Source organism: Sinomonas cellulolyticus (assembly GCF_014656475.1).
Classification (GTDB): domain Bacteria; phylum Actinomycetota; class Actinomycetes; order Actinomycetales; family Micrococcaceae; genus Sinomonas; species Sinomonas cellulolyticus.
On record NZ_BNCM01000004.1, the window covers coordinates 37,872 to 52,277 of the forward strand.

17 protein-coding genes are annotated in these 14,406 nt (G+C 68.1%); 9 read left to right on the forward strand and 8 right to left on the reverse strand.

Annotation, left to right across the window (positions count from 1 at the left end; translation table 11 throughout):
- The first annotated feature begins 8 nt into the window (after positions 1-8).
- A complete protein-coding gene (locus tag IE231_RS06005; protein ID WP_189693044.1) occupies positions 9-932 on the forward strand; it encodes an NADP-dependent oxidoreductase in 924 nt (307 codons plus the stop codon).
- Positions 933-1,015: 83 nt separating this feature from the next.
- Here the strand turns inward: IE231_RS06005 and IE231_RS06010 are convergent, their stop codons facing one another.
- From IE231_RS06010 to IE231_RS06020, 3 genes are read right to left on the reverse strand one after another with little or no spacing between them, the layout of a single operon-like run.
- Positions 1,016-2,362: an ABC transporter substrate-binding protein gene (locus IE231_RS06010; RefSeq protein WP_189693045.1), complete on the reverse strand. Its 1,347-nt coding sequence runs from the start codon at positions 2,360-2,362 to the stop codon at positions 1,016-1,018.
- Positions 2,363-2,410: 48 nt separating this feature from the next.
- Positions 2,411-3,310, reverse strand: a complete 900-nt coding sequence (locus tag IE231_RS06015; protein WP_189693046.1) for a carbohydrate ABC transporter permease — start codon at positions 3,308-3,310, stop codon at positions 2,411-2,413.
- Entirely contained in the window at positions 3,307-4,233 is a 927-nt protein-coding gene (locus tag IE231_RS06020) for a carbohydrate ABC transporter permease (protein WP_374189423.1), read from the reverse strand. Before IE231_RS06020 ends, IE231_RS06015 begins: the two co-directional genes overlap by 4 nt.
- Positions 4,234-4,486: 253 nt before the next feature.
- Between IE231_RS06020 and IE231_RS06025 the strand changes: the two genes are divergently transcribed.
- A complete protein-coding gene (locus IE231_RS06025) occupies positions 4,487-5,503 on the forward strand; it encodes a P1 family peptidase (RefSeq protein WP_189693048.1) in 1,017 nt (338 codons plus the stop codon).
- Between the two features lie 201 nt (positions 5,504-5,704).
- On the opposite strand, the gene IE231_RS06030 is transcribed toward IE231_RS06025, so the two are convergent.
- A complete protein-coding gene (locus IE231_RS06030) occupies positions 5,705-6,550 on the reverse strand; it encodes a type IV toxin-antitoxin system AbiEi family antitoxin domain-containing protein (RefSeq protein ID WP_189693049.1) in 846 nt (281 codons plus the stop codon).
- Between the two features lie 48 nt (positions 6,551-6,598).
- The gene (locus tag IE231_RS06035) at positions 6,599-7,885 is read right to left on the reverse strand and encodes an NYN domain-containing protein (protein ID WP_189693050.1); all 1,287 of its coding nucleotides are present in this window, start codon (positions 7,883-7,885) and stop codon (positions 6,599-6,601) included.
- Between the two features lie 234 nt (positions 7,886-8,119).
- Between IE231_RS06035 and infA the strand changes: the two genes are divergently transcribed.
- From infA to truA, 7 genes are all read left to right on the forward strand, one after another.
- Positions 8,120-8,341 (forward strand): translation initiation factor IF-1, encoded by a 222-nt coding sequence (infA, locus tag IE231_RS06040; protein ID WP_011775571.1) that lies wholly within the window; start codon positions 8,120-8,122, stop codon positions 8,339-8,341.
- 18 nt (positions 8,342-8,359) lie between these two features.
- Positions 8,360-8,473 (forward strand): 50S ribosomal protein L36, encoded by a 114-nt coding sequence (gene rpmJ / locus IE231_RS06045; protein WP_011775570.1) that lies wholly within the window; start codon positions 8,360-8,362, stop codon positions 8,471-8,473.
- A gap of 178 nt (positions 8,474-8,651) precedes the next feature.
- A complete protein-coding gene (gene rpsM / locus IE231_RS06050) occupies positions 8,652-9,029 on the forward strand; it encodes a 30S ribosomal protein S13 (RefSeq protein WP_066499470.1) in 378 nt (125 codons plus the stop codon).
- 43 nt (positions 9,030-9,072) lie between these two features.
- Entirely contained in the window at positions 9,073-9,477 is a 405-nt protein-coding gene (rpsK, locus tag IE231_RS06055; protein WP_189693051.1) for a 30S ribosomal protein S11, read from the forward strand.
- Positions 9,478-9,662: 185 nt separating this feature from the next.
- Entirely contained in the window at positions 9,663-10,676 is a 1,014-nt protein-coding gene (locus tag IE231_RS06060) for a DNA-directed RNA polymerase subunit alpha (protein WP_189693052.1), read from the forward strand.
- Positions 10,677-10,731: 55 nt separating this feature from the next.
- Positions 10,732-11,376 (forward strand): 50S ribosomal protein L17, encoded by a 645-nt coding sequence (gene rplQ, locus IE231_RS06065; protein WP_189693053.1) that lies wholly within the window; start codon positions 10,732-10,734, stop codon positions 11,374-11,376.
- A gap of 136 nt (positions 11,377-11,512) precedes the next feature.
- Positions 11,513-12,388: a tRNA pseudouridine(38-40) synthase TruA gene (gene truA, locus IE231_RS06070; RefSeq protein WP_189693054.1), complete on the forward strand. Its 876-nt coding sequence runs from the start codon at positions 11,513-11,515 to the stop codon at positions 12,386-12,388.
- On the opposite strand, the gene IE231_RS06075 is transcribed toward truA, so the two are convergent.
- The 3 genes from IE231_RS06075 to IE231_RS06085 all read right to left on the reverse strand — a co-directional run bounded on the left by IE231_RS06075 (position 12,385) and on the right by IE231_RS06085 (position 14,385).
- Positions 12,385-12,552: a hypothetical protein gene (locus tag IE231_RS06075; RefSeq protein ID WP_189693055.1), complete on the reverse strand. Its 168-nt coding sequence runs from the start codon at positions 12,550-12,552 to the stop codon at positions 12,385-12,387. The genes truA and IE231_RS06075 overlap by 4 nt on opposite strands.
- Positions 12,553-12,766: 214 nt before the next feature.
- On the reverse strand, positions 12,767-14,095 hold the full coding sequence (locus tag IE231_RS06080; RefSeq protein ID WP_189693056.1) for a vWA domain-containing protein: 1,329 nt from the start codon (positions 14,093-14,095) through the stop codon (positions 12,767-12,769).
- 122 nt (positions 14,096-14,217) lie between these two features.
- A complete protein-coding gene (locus IE231_RS06085) occupies positions 14,218-14,385 on the reverse strand; it encodes a hypothetical protein (protein WP_189693057.1) in 168 nt (55 codons plus the stop codon).
- Positions 14,386-14,406 lie beyond the last annotated feature (21 nt).

The following is a 14,406-nucleotide window of genomic DNA, read 5'->3' on the forward strand; positions in this document are numbered from 1 at the left end:
CCACAGGTATGAAGGCCATTGCATACGAACGCTTCGGATCCGCTGACGTCCTCGAGCTGAAGGACCTTCCCACCCCGCACCCGGGCTCCGATTCGGTGCTCGTCCAGGTCAAGGCGGCGAGCCTGAACCCCGTGGACTACAAGGCCCGCGAGGGCTATCTGAAGGGTGTCATCGACACGGTGTTCCCGGCGGTCCCCGGCTGGGATGTGGCTGGCGTGGTCGTGAAGCCGGGACTCGACACCCCTGAGCTCTCCGAGGGGGACGAGGTGCTCGCCTACGCCCGCAAGGATGTCATCTCCGGTGGCACGCTCGCCGAGTTCGTCGAGGTGCCCGTGCGGACCCTCGCCCTGAAGCCGCCGACGCTGAGCTTCGAGGACGCCGCGGCCCTCCCGCTGACGGGGCTCACCGCGCTCCAGACCGTGCGTCGCGCACGCGTCTCGCCGGGGCAGACGGTGCTCATCCATGCAGCGGCTGGAGGCGTGGGCTCCTACGCGGTGCAGCTCGCCCGCCTGGCCGGTGCCAGAGTGGTGGGGACGGCCTCGGAGGGCAACCACGAGTACCTCCGCTCCCTGGGGGCGGAACCGGTGGAGTACGGCGACCGGCTCGTGCAGGCCGCCCGCGGGCTCGCCCCGGAGGGCTTCGATGTGATCCTCGACTTCGTGGGCAACGGCGCGCTGGACACCGTGCCACAGCTGCTGCGCGACGGCGGCATGGTCGCCTCGGTCACGGACACCCGCGCCCGCGACCTCTACGGCGGCCAGTACGTCTGGGTCCGCCCCGACCCGCTCCAGCTGGCTGAGCTGGCCCAGCTCGCCGCCGATGGACGGCTGAGGGTCGAGGTCGCCGAGGTGTTCGATCTCGCCCAGACCGCCGAGGCGTATCGGACCCTCGAGGGAGGCCACGTGCGCGGCAAGCTCGTAGTCCGGATCTGACCCCTCGGTCCGTCCACCACGAGCGACGGCGCCGTTCCCCAGCCGGGGAGCGGCGCCGTCGTCATGCGATGGTGCGGTCGGAACTAGGACTTCAGCTTCGGCTTGACGTCCTTGTCGTAGATCCCCTGGAGCGTCTTCTTCAGGTCCGACATCGTCGCCTTGACCTCGGCCTGCTGGGTGACGATCTTCGCCACCGACTTGGCCATCTCCTGGTCGGCGCCGGGCAGGAACACGCGGGCGTTGTCCTGGACCTTGGTGACCGCGAGCTGGTCGATCGCAGTCTGGATCTGCGGGGTCTTGGCCAGGACGGCCGTCATGTCGGCGGACTTGTTGACCGGCATGTAGCCGGTGGCGCCCGAGAAGGCCGCGGCGTTCTCCGGCTGGCCCACGAACTTGATGAACATCGCCGCGGCCAGCTGCTGCTCCTTGGAAATGCCGGACGGGATGCCGAGGCCCGCGCCGCCGGTGGGGCAGACGGGCTTGGTGGCCTTGGGGCCGCCCGGGAGGAAGCCCACGCCCACGTTGAACTTGGCGGTCTTCAGCACGCCCACGAGGGAGCCGGTCGAGGAGATCGTCGCCGAGGTGATCCCGCCGCCGAAGTCGGCCGAGGAGTCCTTCGAGGACACGCCCGCCCACTTGTCCTTGTACACCGAGTCCTGGACCCACTGCATCGCGGCCACGGCGTCGTCCGAGTCGCACGTGATGTCCCAGCCCTTGGACCAGCCGGAGCCCCAGCCCCACAGGTTGTTCTGCAGGGTCCAGCCCGCGTAGTCCGCGAGAGCGGGGTACATGTAGGCGTACTGCGCCCCCGAGGCGGCCTTGAGCTTGGGAGCCCACTCCCCGAATTCGGCCCAGGTGGTCGGTGCGCGGTCAGGCAGCCCCGCGGCCTTGAAGTGGTCCTTGTTGTAGTAGAACAGCGGCGTGGAACGCGCATACGGCATGGCCCACTGCTTGTTCGCGTACTGGTAGTCCTGCACGAGGGAGTCGCGGTAGACGGCCAGGTTGACGCCGAGCTGCTTGTTCACGGAGTCCATCGGGATGATGTTGCCGTTGAGGTAGTAGCGGAACCACCACACGTCGGAGAGCACCACCACGCCGGGGAGCCCCGAGTTCGCGGCCTGCGCCGTCTGGAACTTCTGGGCGATCTCCTCGTAGTTCGAGCCCGCGGTGACGAGGTTGACCTTGATGCCCGGGTTCGCGGCCTGGAACTTCGCCACGAGCTCCTTCTCGATGTCCTCGGACTTGCCCGGGTGGTTCGACCAGAAGTCGATGCTGCCGGCCGGCTTGACGTCCTTGAAGTCGATGTCAGCCGCCGCCGACGTGGCGCTGCCGCCGGACGTGTCGGGTCCGCCGCACGCGGCGAGCGCCGCGGCGCTTGTCCCCGCTCCGGCGAGGGCCAGGAAATGTCGGCGGTCGAGTCGGAATGACATGGTGGGTGCCTTTCGTTGGGGTGCTGGGTGCTTTTGGGGTGTGGTGCGCTACCCGGTGACGGAGCCCTGGGTGAGGCCGGCCACGATGTAGCGCTGGAGCATCGCGAAGACGATGAGGACGGGCACGATCACGAGCACGGCTCCGGCCATGAGGATGCCCCACGAGCCCGTGCCGCTCTCGGAGTTCTGCAGGAGCGTGAGCCCCACGGGGAGCGTCATGACCTCCGGCTTGTCGGTGATGATGAGCGGCCAGATGTAGTCGTTCCACTCGGACACGATGGTCACGAGCGCCACGGTGGCGATGGACGGCACGGACACGGGGACCACGATGCTCCAGAGGCGCTTCCAGTGGCCTGCCCCGTCGATCTCAGCCGCCTCGAGGATGGAGGCCGGCAGGGTCATGAAGTGCTGCCGCAGCAGGAAGGTGCCGAACGCGGTGCCGAGGCCCGGGAGGATGATGCCCCAGAGTGTGTTCTTCCCGCCGATGCTCGCGATGAGCACGTAGTTGGGCAGGATCGAGACCTGCGAGGGCACCATGAGGGCCACGAGGATGAGGATGAAGATGATGTTCTTGAACGGGAACCGCACGAACACGAGCGCGTAGGCCGTCATGATCGCGAGCGTGACCTTCACGATGGCGCCCACCGCCGTGACGATCGTCGAGTTGAGGAAGAACCGGGCGAACGGGACGGTGGTCATCGCGGTGCTGTAGTTGTCGAGGCTGACTGACTGCGGCAGGAGCTTCAGCTCCGTCGTCACGATCTCCCCGGGCGTCTTGAAGGAGCTCAGGACCATCCACAGCAGCGGCAGGGCCACGATGAGGGTCGCGACGATGAGCGGCACGTAGCCGCCGGCGATCGTCCGGACCAGGTTCTGGGAGGAGAACGGGCGGGGCCGTTCGGGAGCGCCCGCCGTCTCGGTGACGGTGAGGGGTGCGGGGGCTGTCATGCGTAGTGCACCTTCCTCTCGACGAAGCGGATCTGGACGACCGTGACCACGAGCAGGATCACGAACAGGATCACCGAGATCGCCGCCGAGTACCCGGCACGGTTGTACGAGCCGAAGGCCTGCATGTAGGCCTCGTAGATCAGCGTGCTGGTGCCGTTGCCGAGCGGGGTCATGATCCTGATGAGGTCGAAGGCCTGCAGGCTCGACAGGATCGTGGTGATGAGGAGGAAGAACGTCGTGGGGGAGAGGAGCGGCAGGCTGATGCTCAGGAAGCGGCGGCCCGCACCCGCGCCGTCGAGCGACGCGGCCTCCATGACGTCCGGTGGGAGGGACTGCAGCCCCGCGAGGTACACCACGGCGCAGTAGCCGAGGTTCTTCCATACGTAGACGATGATCACCATGGTCAGCGCGAGCTGCGGATCGTTGAACCACTGCGGGCTCGCCACACCGACTCCGCGCAGGAACCAGGCGAGGACCCCGTAGCCCGGGTCGAAGATGAACATCCACACGAGGCCGACGCCAACGCCGGAGAGGACGTAGGGGGCGAACACGGCGGAGCGCGCGAACGTGGTGCCCCTGACCTTCGCGTTGAGCGCCAGGGCAACCAGAAGCCCCAGGACCATCGAGAGGCCCACGGTGAGGACCGTGAAGACCGCCGTGGTGCCCAGGACGCGCGGGGCGTCGTCACTGCCGAAGAACGTCGCGTAGTTCTCGAAGCCGATGTTCTGCGCGGTCTTCGAGCCGAGCGTCCAGTCGAGGAACGAGTACTGGAGGTTCGCGAACAGCGGCCGGTAGATGAAGACCGCGATGAGCACGAGGTTCGGAAGGGCGAACGCGAGGAAGATGAAGAATTCGCGGCGAGTGCGGCCCGAGAACTTCCGGCGCCCTCCTCGTGGCGTGGCGGCGCCCTTGCGACGCTCCATTGTCGTCTCGCTCATGCATGAATCCTGCAAGGGGGGTGGGACATTGACAAGCGTTTTCCTTCAAGAAGTGGTAGGTCGTGACAGAGGGCCCCCGAGTAGTGGACCACGAGGCTCGTGCCCCGCAGGCCGGAATCGGGGGCATCATTCGAGGAATTCCACCGCCCGTATCCAAGAGTTCACATTTGGTTAGTGTAGGCAGTGGCCTGCGCCACACCATTGAGGCGCGGCGCAGCGCCGGGTTTGAATGGTGCCCATGGGATCCCTTCTCGATGTGCCCGGTATCCGGGTGGGGCATGCACAGCGGACGGAGGACGGATGGCTCACGGGAGTCACCGCCGTCGTGCTTCCGCCGGGCAGCACTGGCGGGGTCGACGTGCGCGGCGGGGGTCCGGGGACCATCGACACGGACGCCCTCAATCCCTCCACCCTCGTCCAGACCGTGGACGGGATCGTGCTCTGCGGCGGGAGCGCCTACGGCCTTGCGGCCGCGTCCGGGGTGCAGGAATGGCTGGAGTCGCAGGGGCAGGGCTATCCGGTGCTGGGCGGCGTGGTGCCGATCGTGCCCGGCGCCGTGATCTTCGACCTCGGCCGCGGGGGCAGCTTCGCGGCACGGCCCAACGCGGCGATGGGCTTCGAGGCGGCCGCGGCGTGCGTGGGGCTCGAGGACGCGCCCGACGGCGGTCCGCGCGGCTGCGTCGGGGCCGGAACCGGCGCCGTGCTGGGCCGCAACAGGTACAAGGGCGGGGTGGGGATGGCCTCGGTCCGGCTTCCCGGAGGCCCCGTTCCGGGGCCACCCGGGGCGCCGGAGGTCTCGCTGCCCGACGGGATCGTGGTGGGGGCGCTCGCCGTGGTCAATGCCGCCGGGATGCCCGTGCTGGACGGAGCCGGCGGCGAGGTGCTCGAGGAGCACTGGCCAGGCGGTGTCCTCGGGCCGATGCGCGGCGACGACCTCAACACCACCATCGCGGTGGTGGCCACCAATGCCGCGCTGAGCCCGGCCGAGTGCCAGCGGCTCGCCACCGCCGCGCACGCTGGGCTGGCCAGGGCCCTCGACCCAAGCCACACGCAGGTTGACGGGGACACGGTGTTCGGGGCGTCCACGGGGGGCATCGACTTTGACCGCTCTACCGACGCGGCGCGCGTGGTCGGGCTCATGTCGGTGCAGATCGCGGCGGCCAACGCCCTGCGCGCGGCCATCTTGGACGGGGTCCGCTCGGCGACGCCGGTGACGACGCCGGCCGGCAGCTGGGACCGGTTCCCGGGGGTGTAGGGGGACTGGTTGGGGAGCCGGCCGGGTGGGGCGGGTGGCCGGGCCGGGCGGGGCCTCCGCTGCTGGCGTCGGAAACTCCCCAGCTTTCGCGTCGGAGACTCCCCACCTTTGCCTTTCCGGCCACGCGATCACGCGAATCTCAGCTCTGGGCGCGATGAGCCTGAAGGGAAAGGCTGGGGAGTTTCCTACGTGTGCTCAAGCTCAGTAGACCGGGAGGTCGCCGAGCGCGAGACGTCGGCGCACTACTCGACCAACCTGGGCTAGGAAGCGCTGGGGATGGTGCACCACGTCGCTGTAGCTGAAGCGAAGGGCACTGAACCCGAGGGCCTGTGCGCTGGCATCACGTGCATAGTCCTTGGCCCGGTTCGCGGGCTTCTCGTGGGTCTTGCCGTCGAGTTCGACATTGACGCACCGCTCCACGATGGTGTCCATCCAGCCGACACCCGGGACGTATACCTGAGGCTCGACGTAGAGCCCAGCTCTGCGCATGAGTTCCCTTGCAAGCGTCTCAACCAGCGAGTCAGCTCCGCGGTCTACAAGATTCAGGACAGCTCGGGCACGCCCGTTGCGGGGTCCGGGGAGCCTGCTCTTGAGGAAGTCGATGGAGAGCCCGCGCTGGATCGCGGATTCGACGACCACGAGAGCCTCGAGTTCGGGCAAGCACTCGAGGCAGTGCAGCACCACGTCCGCCAGGGAGGCAACATTGCTTCCGGGCTCTGCAGGCACCCATGTGCGCCGGTGCACCACGGCACGCTCCGACGTGTAGCGCCCGTCCTTGCGTTGAATGTGGACCTTGTCGGGCTCGTGCACGAGCCATAATCCGTAGCTCGTGACCGCGGACACGCAGGTCAGGAGTGAGCCGGTGGCGATGGCCCGGACGAGAAGAGGATCCGCGCCCGGCAGAGCGATCACGCCGCGCGCGGCACGAATCACCAGACCCCTCGAGATCGCCGCTCGGATAGTCCTTTCGGTAATGCCCGCCGCGAGGAGGTCACGCGTCCGGGCGACGCCGCGGCGTGTCTCGAGCTCCAGCAGCAGATGATCCATACCGCAATCGTCGAGTCGCTGACACCCATGATGGTGGCTCGGCCACCTCTATGTGGATGACCCTCCGGTGGGCAGCGTGGCGGGCGGGTACGCGGTGCTCACTACTTCCGTGATGACGCCCTCCTTCCTGAGCCGCCACGGCGTCCCCACGAGGGCCTCCTCGACTGCTGTGAGGAGTTTGGGGTAGCCCGCATCCTTTGGAGTCAGGTCGGGCCACTGAGTTCTGATCGCCGAGCCGACCGTGGCCAAGTGAACCCGTCCCTCGGCGTTCAAGGCCTCCGCTAGGGGTCCGCGCTGCAAGGTCATGCGGACCGCGCGAAGATACTGCGCCTTGGTTGACGGGGAGGCGGACGACGGCGTGGCCGGGGCTTCCGCGGTTACTGTCGCCTGGTCGGGGTTCCCGGCAGGAGCCTTCGGGGGGACTGCTGGCGGTGCCGAAGCTGGCGCCGTGGCGGTCGGCTGAGGCTTCTTGGCCGGAACCGGTCGGCGGATCGTCAGGCCGCAGTGTGCCTCTACGAAGCCGCCGAGGGTTGCCGACCCGAAGTCCTTGAAGGTTGTGCCGGGCCACTTCTTCCGCAGGTGCTGCCCGAGCCGGCTGCCGTCCACGGCACCTCCCACGAGCAGCCCGGGCACGCGCTTGACGGCCCTGCGGATCTCGCCGCGGTACTGCTCCAGCGTCGGTCTCCCAGCCTTCGCGATCCCGGCCGCGCTGACCCCGGCAGCCTTCACGGTCGGCGGCTTCGGTGCCGCCTTCGCAGCGACCGCTGGCTCGGGAGCCGTCGCCGTCGGTGCACCTGCAGTGTCCGTCTCCCGAGCCACGGCCGTCACCGTCCCGGCGACGTTGAGCACGTGGTACTCGTCCGCGGCGGAGGCGAGCAGGTGGTTGACCGTCCCGGCAGCGGGGTGGTTGGTGGAGGCCACGATGACCCGCTTGTCGAGCTGCCGCAGCCGCCGAACCAGCGGCACGAACCCGCCGTCGCCGCTGACGATCACGAACGTCTCCGTCCATGGCCGGTCCCGCTCCTCGGCAAGCGCGTCGACGCACAGCTGGAGGTCCGCGGCGTTCTTGACGTCCTGGGTGAACGAGAAGACCTGGACGGCCTCGATGCCGCTGGCCAGGAGGTCCCGCTGGTAGGCCTGCATGGCCGGCAGGGACCAGTTCGCGTAGGCCCGGATCGAGGTGGTCCGGGTCCCGGCGTCCGAGGCGAGGATGCGCTTCAGCTGCTGTGCGATCTGCGCGAGCGGCACTGAGCCGACGCTCTTCGAGTACCCTCCGAAGAGGTTCTCGAGGTCGATGTAGACCGCGGCGTTGCGCCGCGGGACGGTTTCCGCCATGTGTTTCCCCCCAGGTGGTGCGTGATCCCGGCGTCCTCCCACCGCCGCCGCGCCGACAGCCGTGCCGTGTACCATGGGCGGATTTAACTTCCCGGCCCGAACGGCGTACAGTTGTGTGTTGGCTGTCGGCCCTCCCATGCCCTTTTGACGGGAGGCGGGGGATGCCAGTCAAGAAACCATACACGTCCGCCAGGGGCCACGCGCGCCCGGCGGCACCAACAGTTAGCGGAGGCTATGGCCAAGAAGGACGGTGTCATCGAGATCGAGGGCGTCGTGACTGAAGCGCTGCCCAACGCGATGTTCCGCGTTGAGCTGACGAACAAGCACGTTGTTCTCGCTCACATCTCGGGGAAGATGCGTCAGCACTACATCCGCATCCTCCCGGAGGACCGCGTAGTGGTGGAGCTCAGCCCGTACGACCTGACCCGCGGCCGTATCGTCTACCGCTACAAGTAAGCACGCAAAGGAAGAGCCATGAAGGTCAAGCCGAGCGTCAAGCAGATCTGCGACAAGTGCAAGGTGATCCGCCGTAACGGCCGGGTCATGGTGATCTGCGAGAACCCGCGCCACAAGCAGCGCCAGGGCTGATTTCTCCTCACGAGAACCTGCTCGGGCAACGCCCACGCAATAACTAGAGAAGGCAGCACAAGCTGCGCTGGGACGAATGGGCCCGGACAGCTAACCCCCGGCCCGGAGGCTGGGGCCGCTCGAGACAGAGCGGGTGTACTGCCTACCACCTCCGGAATACACAAGGAGAACCGCCGATATGGCTCGTCTCGCTGGCGTTGACATTCCCCGCGAAAAGCGGCTGGAAATCGCGCTCACTTACATCTACGGCGTGGGTCGCACCCGTGCGAAGGAGACGCTCGCTGCCACTGGCATCAGCGCGGACGTGCGGGTCAAGGACCTCACGGACGCCGAGCTGGTCCAGCTGCGCGACTACATCGAGGGCAACTACAAGGTTGAGGGTGACCTCCGCCGCGAAGTGGCCGCCGACATCCGCCGCAAGGTCGAGATCGGCAGCTACGAGGGCCTGCGCCACCGCCGGGGGCTCCCGGTCCGTGGCCAGCGCACCAAGACCAACGCTCGTACCCGCAAGGGCCCGAAGCGCACGGTCGCCGGCAAGAAGAAGGCCGGCCGCTGATAGCGGCCCGCGTCACCCACAACTTCAGGTAGGAGAGAGCTAAATGCCCCCGAAGACTCGTGCGACGTCGGCCCGCAAGCCGCGTCGTAAGGACAAGAAGAACATCGCGCTCGGTCAGGCGCACATCAAGAGCACCTTCAACAACACCATCGTGTCCATCACGGACCCGACCGGTGCTGTGATCTCGTGGGCCTCGGCCGGCGAGGTCGGCTTCAAGGGCTCCCGCAAGTCCACCCCGTACGCCGCGCAGCAGGCCGCCGAGTCCGCCGCGAAGCGCGCCCAGGAGCACGGCCTGCGCAAGGTCGACGTGTTCGTCAAGGGCCCGGGCTCGGGCCGCGAGACCGCGATCCGTGCACTCCAGGCCGCCGGCCTCGAGGTCGGTTCCATCCAGGACGTGACCCCGAGCGCGCACAACGGCTGCCGCCCCCCGAAGCGCCGCCGCGTCTAACAGGTTCCGGGGCCGGCTGGACCGGCCCGCGAGAGGCGACCGCCCGCCGTCGTGCGCAGGAGACTGCGCACGACGGCGCCGCCTCGCCTCGCGTGGCCACCCGCCCGGCTTCATTACTTAGTCAGACCCTTTTCCATCCATCTGTGTTGCGTCATATAGCGGATGCTTCCTGAAAGGAAAACCCAGTGCTCATTGCACAGCGCCCCACCCTGTCTGAAGAAGTAGTCTCCGAGAACCGCTCCCGATTCGTCATCGAGCCGCTGGAGCCGGGCTTCGGCTACACCCTCGGCAACTCGCTGCGCCGCACCCTGCTGTCCTCGATCCCGGGGGCGGCAGTGACCAGCATCCGGATTGACGGCGTGCTGCACGAATTCACGACGGTCGAGGGGGTCAAGGAGGATGTCACCGAGATCATCCTGAACCTCAAGAGCCTCTCGATCTCCTCGGACCAGGACGAGCCCGTCGTCGCGTACCTGCGCAAGCAGGGCCCCGGCGTCGTGACGGCCGCGGACATCGCGCCGCCGGCCGGCGTGGAGATCCATAACCCGGATCTGCACATCGCCACCCTGAACTCCAAGGGCAAGTTCGAGCTCGAGCTGACCATCGAGCGCGGCCGCGGCTACGTGTCCGCGGCGCAGAACAAGTCCGCGGACGCGGAGATCGGCCGGATCCCGGTGGACTCGATCTACTCGCCCGTCCTCAAGGTGACGTTCCGCGTCGAGGCGACCCGTGTTGAGCAGCGCACCGACTTCGACAAGCTCATTGTCGACGTCGAGACGAAGCCGGCCATCAAGCCGCGCGACGCCGTTGCCTCCGCAGGCACCACCTTGGTGGAGCTGTTCGGCCTCGCCCGCGAGCTGAACACCGCTGCCGAGGGCATCGAGATCGGCCCGTCCCCGACGGACGCCGCCCTCGCCGCGGACATGGCCCTCCCGATCGAGGACCTCGACCTGACCGTGCGTTCGTACAACTGCCTCAAGCGCGAGGGCATCCACACCGTGGGTGAGCTCGTGGCCCGTTCCGAGGCGGACCTGATGGACATCCGGAACTTCGGCGCGAAGTCGATCGACGAGGTCAAGGCCAAGCTCCTCGAGCTGGGCCTCTCGCTGAAGGACTCGCCTGTCGGGTTTGATCCCCTGGCCGCCCGCGCTGCCGCGGGCGACGAGGACGACGCCGCGTACGGCGACGACGAGCTCTAAGTAACTTTCCCGCCTCCGGTGAGAATCGGCGGCGGTCCACAACAGGAGAACAACAATGCCTGCACCCACCAAGGGTCCGCGTCTGGGCGGTGGCCCGGCGCACGAGCGCCTCATGCTCAACAACCTGGCGGCCGCGCTCTTCGAGCACAAGCGGATCACCACGACCGTGACGAAGGCCAAGCGCCTCCGCCCGGTGGCCGAGCGCCTCATCACGTTCGCGAAGCGCGGCGACCTCGCCTCGCGCCGCCGTGTCCAGGCCGCCATCTCGGCCCGCACCAACACGAACAAGGGCATCATCCACGAGCTCTTCACCGAGATCGCCCCGCAGATGGCGGAGCGCAACGGCGGCTACACCCGCATCACCAAGATCGGCAACCGCAAGGGCGACAACGCTCCCATGGCGGTCATCGAGCTCGTGCTCGAGCCGGTCTCGGCGAAGCAGGGCGTCGTGAAGGAGGCCGAGAAGGCCACCTCGAAGGCGGCCCCCGTCGAGGAGCCGACCGTCGAGGCTCCGGCAGTCGAGGTCGAGGAGACTGAGGCCCCCGCGGCCGAGGTCGCCGAGTCGGAGACCGAGGTCGTCAAGGACGAGGCCGCCGAGGCTGAGGCCGCCGGCGAGGCTGCCCGCGAGCAGGCCTCCGAGGCCGAGTCCGCCGAGGCCGAGGCTGCTGCCAACGAGAACGCCGAGAAGCGCTCCAAGTGAGCCGCTGATCCGCTCCGGCACACGGGGCGGATGACGCACGGCGAGGCCCCCGTTCCCAGTCCTGGGAACGGGGGCCTCGCTGCGTCTCGGTGTCCACGACCAGGGTCCCGGCGTTGCGGCTCTCTAGACTGGTGGGATGACTTCTCCCCTCGTGCGCGTCCGGCTGGACGTGGCGTACGACGGCGCGCCGTTCAGCGGGTGGGCCGTGCAGCCCGGGCGGCGCACGGCACAGGGGGCATTGGAGGACGCGCTCGAGCTCATCATCCGCCGTCCGGTGCGGGTGGTCGTGGCCGGCAGGACGGACGCCGGGGTGCACGCCCGCGGTCAGGTTGTTCACCTGGACCTGACGCAGCGGGAGTGGGAAGGGCTTGCGCGGCGGTCCTCCGACGAGCCCCAGGACGTCCTCGTGCGGCGGCTGCACGGGGCGCTGAGTCGGGTGCTGGGGGAGGAGACTGGCGCGCTCGTGGTGCGTGGCGCCGTCGTGCCTCCCGTGGGCTTCGACGCGCGGTTCTCCGCGCTGTGGCGGCGCTACTCCTACCGGATCGCGGACCGGCCCGAGAACTGGGACCCGGTGCTGCGGGGTATCACGCTCTGGCACCGGGCATCGGTGGATGTGGACAGGATGAATGCCGCGGGGGACCAGCTGCTGGGGCTGCAGGATTTTCTGGCGTTCTGCAAGCCCCGCGAGGGCTCCACCACGGTGCGGACGCTGCAGGAGTTCGGTTTCGAGCGGGCGCACGACGGCGTGGTGGTCGCCCGGGTGCGGGCGGACGCCTTCTGCCACAACATGGTCCGGGCCCTCGTGGGCTCGGCCCTGCGGGTCGGGGAGGGGCTCGAGTCGGTGGAGTGGCTGCACGAGCGGATGCTCGCGCGGGTGCGGGACGCGAAGACGCGCCTGGCGCCCCCGCACCCGCTGGTGCTGGAGGAGGTCGGATACCCGGAGTCGGCCGCCGAGATGGCCGAGCGGGCCGAGCTCACGCGGGCGCTGCGGGAGCCGCTGGCCGGGCGCTAGCTGATGAGGATCTGCATCACGACGTTCATGCCCATGAACAGCGAGCCCGCGGCGGTGAACTGTTTCCATCCGGGGGCGGGCCATCGCGCGGCCAGCCAGAGCCCGAGGAGGGCGCTGTCAAAGGCTGCGCCGTAGGAGATGAGGGCTAGCAGGATGTCTCTCATTGCACTTGCCTGAGTTGTATGGTCGTTGTCCGCGGTCTTACCCGCCCACGACGCCCTCTAACGCGAATCGCTTTCGAGACTGCCTATCCAGTCCAGCAGTCCCGAGGCCTCTTCAGGGTACGCGCACTGGGCGCGGCTGGGCAGTGCGGGTGCCAACGCAGTGAGGCACTGAGGGCCCGGCCTAGCGGCCGGGCCCTCAGCGCCTAGCGTGCGGCTACTTCTGCTTCGGTGGAACCGTGCAGGTTGCCGTTGTTGTGTTGCCCGCGGCGTCGGTGGCCGTGAGGGTCGCGTCGCCCTTGAAGGTGAACTGCCACGGCACCGCGCCCTCGAACGGCGTGACCGTGGAGGCGGAGGTTCCGGGGGCCTGGGTCAGCTTGAAGTACGTCCCGGGGTCGTACGGTCCGAAGGTCGTGCCCGTTACGTCGTCCTTGATGCTGACTGTCACGCCGGGCAGGTTGTCTGCGGCGACCATCTGGTAGAAGCCGGCCTGCTGGTAGCCGGGCACCGCCTTGCCGTCGGGATTCACGCCCGGGCCGCACGAGACGGTCGGCGGGGTCACGTCGTTGACCGTGATGGCAACCGTCTGCTTGAAGGCGTCACCCGCATCAGCGCCATTGATCTTGAACGACGTGGTGCAGTTCAGCGTCGAACCCTGGGGCGCGTCCGCGGCCACGGTGATGGCCTCGTCAAGCGTGAGGTCCGTACCGCTTGGCACGGTCTGCGGCAGGGCGGGGCTGAAGGCGATGCTGAGGCCTGTGTCGCAGGTGGTGCTCGCGGTGACCTCGGCGGGCAGGTTGGACAGGCCCGAGAGAATGGCGTCGGAGACACCGCCGGCGGGGATGCCGGTCGTGAGCGTTCCGCCGGTGGCGGTGGTGATCGCCGTGGCCTGGCCGGTCGCGTCGAGCTGGTCGGCCCCGACGCTGAGGGCGAGGACCTTCGCGTCGACGCCCTTCAGGGATGCGATGGCGTCGGCGAGGGTATGCCCGTTGCTCGGGTCGTGCCCGTACTCGTCGCCGAACCACACGACGATGCGGGAGGATCCCGGACGGAAGGTGATGGCATTGCCACCGGATCCGATCTGCCACAGGGCATTGAGCTGGGACTCGGGGGTATCGCCGCCGCCCCCCGCGGAGATCGAGTTCACGGCTGCCTGGGCGGTCGCCGCGGACCCGGTGAGGTCAGTATCAACACGGAAGCCGTAGGGATCCGAGCTGAAGGGAGGGAAGTCCTTGTAGTCGGCGATCGCGAACTGAGCATCGGGCTGGGCGGTCTGGACCGTGGAGACAATGTTGCCCATCTCGGTCTTCACGTTGCCGATGGCTCCGCCCATGCTGCCCGTAGAGTCCACGACGAGCACGATGTCGGGCTTGGGCGGGATGGTTGGTGTGGACACCGTCTTCGCGACGTGGATCGTGTCGCCGGGGTTGACATTCTGAGTGACGGTGGAGGGGCTGACCCCAGCTCCCAGCGCGAGGGCCGGGGAAGCGACCAGAGCACCTGCGGCCACGGCCGCAGTCGCCGTCGCACGAAGCAACTTGTACATCGCTGGCTCCTTCTGGTCGGGACGCTGGGGGAGGTTGGGTGCGAACCAGGGGAGTGCGTTCCGACTGATTACGGAGGATACGAAGGGAGCCGTTACTGCAGCATTACCGGCGGTCAATGCTACTAGCCGACGAGGACCTGCATCACCACGTTCATGGCCATGAACACCGAGCCTGCGGCCGCGAAGTGCTTCCATCCCGGAGCCGACCATTTCGTGGCCAGCCACAGTCCGAAGAGGAAGTCGTTGACGGCTGTGCCGTAGGAGATGAACGCTACGATGATGCCTCTCATTGTGTCGCCCTGAACTTCGTG

What these genes read in the sequence shown, in the direction of transcription:
- rplQ (WP_189693053.1), top strand. Translation starts at nt 10,732, where the DNA reads ATGCCTGCACCCACCAAGGGTCCGCGTCTGGGCGGTGGCCCGGCGCAC.
- IE231_RS06025 (WP_189693048.1), top strand. Translation starts at nt 4,487, where the DNA reads ATGGGATCCCTTCTCGATGTGCCCGGTATCCGGGTGGGGCATGCACAG.
- IE231_RS06015 (WP_189693046.1), bottom strand. Translation starts at nt 3,310, where the DNA reads ATGACAGCCCCCGCACCCCTCACCGTCACCGAGACGGCGGGCGCTCCC.
- rpmJ (WP_011775570.1), top strand. Translation starts at nt 8,360, where the DNA reads ATGAAGGTCAAGCCGAGCGTCAAGCAGATCTGCGACAAGTGCAAGGTG.
- IE231_RS06005 (WP_189693044.1), top strand. Translation starts at nt 9, where the DNA reads ATGAAGGCCATTGCATACGAACGCTTCGGATCCGCTGACGTCCTCGAG.
- rpsM (WP_066499470.1), top strand. Translation starts at nt 8,652, where the DNA reads ATGGCTCGTCTCGCTGGCGTTGACATTCCCCGCGAAAAGCGGCTGGAA.
- IE231_RS06080 (WP_189693056.1), bottom strand. Translation starts at nt 14,095, where the DNA reads ATGTACAAGTTGCTTCGTGCGACGGCGACTGCGGCCGTGGCCGCAGGT.
- IE231_RS06020 (WP_374189423.1), bottom strand. Translation starts at nt 4,233, where the DNA reads ATGGAGCGTCGCAAGGGCGCCGCCACGCCACGAGGAGGGCGCCGGAAG.
- IE231_RS06030 (WP_189693049.1), bottom strand. Translation starts at nt 6,550, where the DNA reads ATGGATCATCTGCTGCTGGAGCTCGAGACACGCCGCGGCGTCGCCCGG.
- IE231_RS06085 (WP_189693057.1), bottom strand. Translation starts at nt 14,385, where the DNA reads ATGAGAGGCATCATCGTAGCGTTCATCTCCTACGGCACAGCCGTCAAC.
- rpsK (WP_189693051.1), top strand. Translation starts at nt 9,073, where the DNA reads ATGCCCCCGAAGACTCGTGCGACGTCGGCCCGCAAGCCGCGTCGTAAG.
- IE231_RS06075 (WP_189693055.1), bottom strand. Translation starts at nt 12,552, where the DNA reads ATGAGAGACATCCTGCTAGCCCTCATCTCCTACGGCGCAGCCTTTGAC.
- truA (WP_189693054.1), top strand. Translation starts at nt 11,513, where the DNA reads ATGACTTCTCCCCTCGTGCGCGTCCGGCTGGACGTGGCGTACGACGGC.
- IE231_RS06035 (WP_189693050.1), bottom strand. Translation starts at nt 7,885, where the DNA reads ATGGCGGAAACCGTCCCGCGGCGCAACGCCGCGGTCTACATCGACCTC.
- IE231_RS06010 (WP_189693045.1), bottom strand. Translation starts at nt 2,362, where the DNA reads ATGTCATTCCGACTCGACCGCCGACATTTCCTGGCCCTCGCCGGAGCG.
- infA (WP_011775571.1), top strand. Translation starts at nt 8,120, where the DNA reads ATGGCCAAGAAGGACGGTGTCATCGAGATCGAGGGCGTCGTGACTGAA.